This is a genomic window from Pseudooceanicola lipolyticus, from assembly GCF_002786325.1.
Lineage (GTDB): Bacteria > Pseudomonadota > Alphaproteobacteria > Rhodobacterales > Rhodobacteraceae > Pseudooceanicola_C > Pseudooceanicola_C lipolyticus.
Genome location: NZ_PGTB01000290.1, coordinates 1 through 2,667, shown reverse-complemented (window position 1 = coordinate 2,667; position 2,667 = coordinate 1). Strand labels below are relative to the sequence as shown.

At 68.2% G+C, this 2,667-nt stretch carries 4 protein-coding genes; all 4 read left to right on the top strand.

Going from position 1 to position 2,667, the window contains the following annotated elements:
• Positions 1–204, top strand: a 204-nt coding sequence (locus CVM52_RS25090; RefSeq protein ID WP_133119988.1) for a hypothetical protein, incomplete at its 5' end; no start/stop codon positions are given.
• Positions 201–1,049, top strand: coding sequence for a carboxylating nicotinate-nucleotide diphosphorylase (gene nadC, locus CVM52_RS25085; RefSeq protein ID WP_100164994.1), 849 nt, complete (start codon positions 201–203; stop codon positions 1,047–1,049). The genes CVM52_RS25090 and nadC, both read left to right, overlap by 4 nt.
• A gap of 103 nt (positions 1,050–1,152) precedes the next feature.
• On the top strand, positions 1,153–1,980 hold the full coding sequence (gene panB / locus CVM52_RS25080) for a 3-methyl-2-oxobutanoate hydroxymethyltransferase (protein WP_100164993.1): 828 nt from the start codon (positions 1,153–1,155) through the stop codon (positions 1,978–1,980).
• Positions 1,977–2,667: pantoate--beta-alanine ligase (panC, locus tag CVM52_RS25075; protein WP_100164992.1), on the top strand; the 691-nt coding region annotated here is incomplete at its 3' end. The genes panB and panC, both read left to right, overlap by 4 nt.

The following is a 2,667-nucleotide window of genomic DNA, read 5'->3' as shown; positions in this document are numbered from 1 at the left end:
TCCTGCTGGTCAAGATGGTCAACCGGTGGGAAGCGCGCCGCCGGCCAGCGAGGTGCCCGAACCGCGCTGGCCCGCCGCGAAAGCCGCGGCGCGCATTTCCGCGCGGATTTCCCCGCCACCGGGGCCGATGCCGGCGCGCGCTCGTCGCTGACCCTGGCGCAGGCCCAGGCCATCGCCGCCTCCGACCAAATGGAACCCACATGACCCACGCTCCCCTGCCCGACCTGATCCTGGAACCGCTGGTGCGCGCCGCGCTGATGGAAGATCTGGGCACCTATGGCGACATCACCACCCGCACCGTGATCCCCGCCGCCACCCGCTATGTCGCGCGGCTGAATGCGCGCGAGGCCGGGGTGGTCTCGGGCCTGCAAATCACCGCGCTGGCCTTTCGCCTGGTCGATCCGGCGCTGACACTTACCGCGCATCGCGCCGATGGCGATGCAATCGCCCCCGGCGATCTGCTGATGGAGATCGAGGGCAGCGCCGCCGCGATCCTCTCGGCCGAGCGGGTGGCGCTGAACTTCGCCGGCAGGCTGTCGGGCATTGCCACGCTCACCGCCGCCTTCGTGGCCGAAACCCGGGGCAGCCACGCCCGCGTCACCTGCACCCGCAAGACCACGCCGGGCCTGCGGCTGGTCGAGAAACAGGCGGTGCTGCATGGTGGCGGGTTCAACCACCGCTTTTCCCTGTCGGACGCCATCCTGATCAAGGACAACCACATCGCCGCCGCCGGCGGCATCCGGCCGGTGCTGCGGGCGGTCAAGGCACAGGCCTCGCATATGCTGCGCTGCGAGATCGAGGTCGACCGCCTGGACCAGCTGGCCGAGGTACTAGACGAAGGCGGCGCCGATGTGGTGCTGCTGGACAATATGGACACCGCAACCCTGCGCCAGGCGGTGGATCTGGCCGGCGGGCGGGTGGTGCTGGAAGCCTCCGGCAACATGCGGCTTGACCGCGTCGCCGAGGTGGCCGCCACCGGGGTCGATTACATCTCGTCCGGGGCGCTGACCCATTCCGCCCGCACGCTGGATCTGGGCCTCGATTTCTGAACGCCGGATTTGGCGAAGACCCGCGCAATAATCTTGCGCGGGCCTTGCAGTGTCGGCCCCGCTCCTCTAACGGGTTGACGCTAGGTCAAGTTGGAGGAGAGAGATGAACCAGAACGCACCGCAACGGGCGCTCAGCGCCAGCGATATCCGCGCCCGCAAGGGCGGCGATCCGCTGGTCTGCCTCACCGCCTATACCACGCCGGTGGCGCAGATTGCCGACCGGCATTGCGATCTGGTGCTGGTCGGCGACAGCGTCGGCATGGTGTTGCATGGCCTGCCCTCGACGCTCGAGGTCACCATGGAGATGATGATCCTGCACGGGCGCGCGGTGGCACGCGGCATCGACCGGGCGCTGATGGTGGTCGACATGCCCTTCGCCAGCTACGAGGACAGTCCGGCCCAGGCGTTTCGCAATGCCGCCCGGCTGATGGCCGAAACCGGCGCCGGCGCGGTCAAGCTGGAAGGCGGCCGGCACATGGCCGAGACCATCCGCTTTCTGGTCGAGCGCGGCATTCCGGTGATGGCGCATATCGGCCTGACGCCGCAGGCGGTGAACGCGCTTGGCGGCTACAAGGTGCAGGGCCGTGGCGCCGATGCCGCGCGGATTCTCGAAGATGCCCGCGCGGTCGCCGCGGCCGGCGCGTTTTCCGTGGTGCTGGAAAAGGTGCCCGCCGCGCTGGCCGACAGGATCACCGCCGCGCTCGCCATTCCCACCGTCGGCATCGGCGCTTCGGCCGGCTGCGACGGCCAGATCCTAGTGATCGACGACATGCTGGGCCTGTTCGATGCCTTCCAGCCGAAATTCGTGAAACGCTATGCCCATCTGGCCGCCGAAGCCGATACGGCGGTCGCCACCTATGCCCAAGAGGTCCGCGCCCGGAGTTTTCCCGCCCCCGCCCATGTTTTCGCCGACGAAGGAGCAGGCTCATGAAGATCATCCGCCGCAAAGCCGACCTGCGCAAGATCACGCAAACCTGGCGCGATGACGGTGCCAGCATCGGCGTCGTGCTGACCATGGGCGCGCTGCATGCCGGCCATCTCAGCCTGGTGCAGGCCGCCAAGGCCCGCGCCGACCGGGTGATCGTCACCATCTTCGTCAATCCACGCCAGTTCAACAATCCCGAGGATCTGGCGAAATACCCAAGGACCGAGGACAGCGATGCGGCAAAACTCGCGCCGCTGGCCGTCGATGTGCTTTACGTGCCCGACCCCGATCAAATCTATCCCGAGGGGTTTGCCACCACCATCTCGGTCACCGGCGTCAGCGACGGTCTGTGCGGCGCCACCCGGCCCGGCCATTTCGACGGCGTCGCCACCGTGGTGGCCAAGCTGCTGCTGCAGACCGATGCCGATTTCAGCTTTTTCGGCGAAAAGGACTATCAGCAGCTTCAGGTGGTGCGGCGCCTGGCCACCGATCTGGACCTGAAAACCCGGATTATCCCCTGCCCCACCCTGCGTGAACCGGACGGTCTGGCGATGTCCTCGCGCAACCTGCGCCTGGGTGCCGAGGCCCGCGCCGCGGCGCCGGTGATCCGCGATGCGCTCACCATGGCGGCGCGCCGCATCGAAACCGGCGGTGACGTCGCCGGCGCATTGGAGGACGCACGGCGCGCGCTCA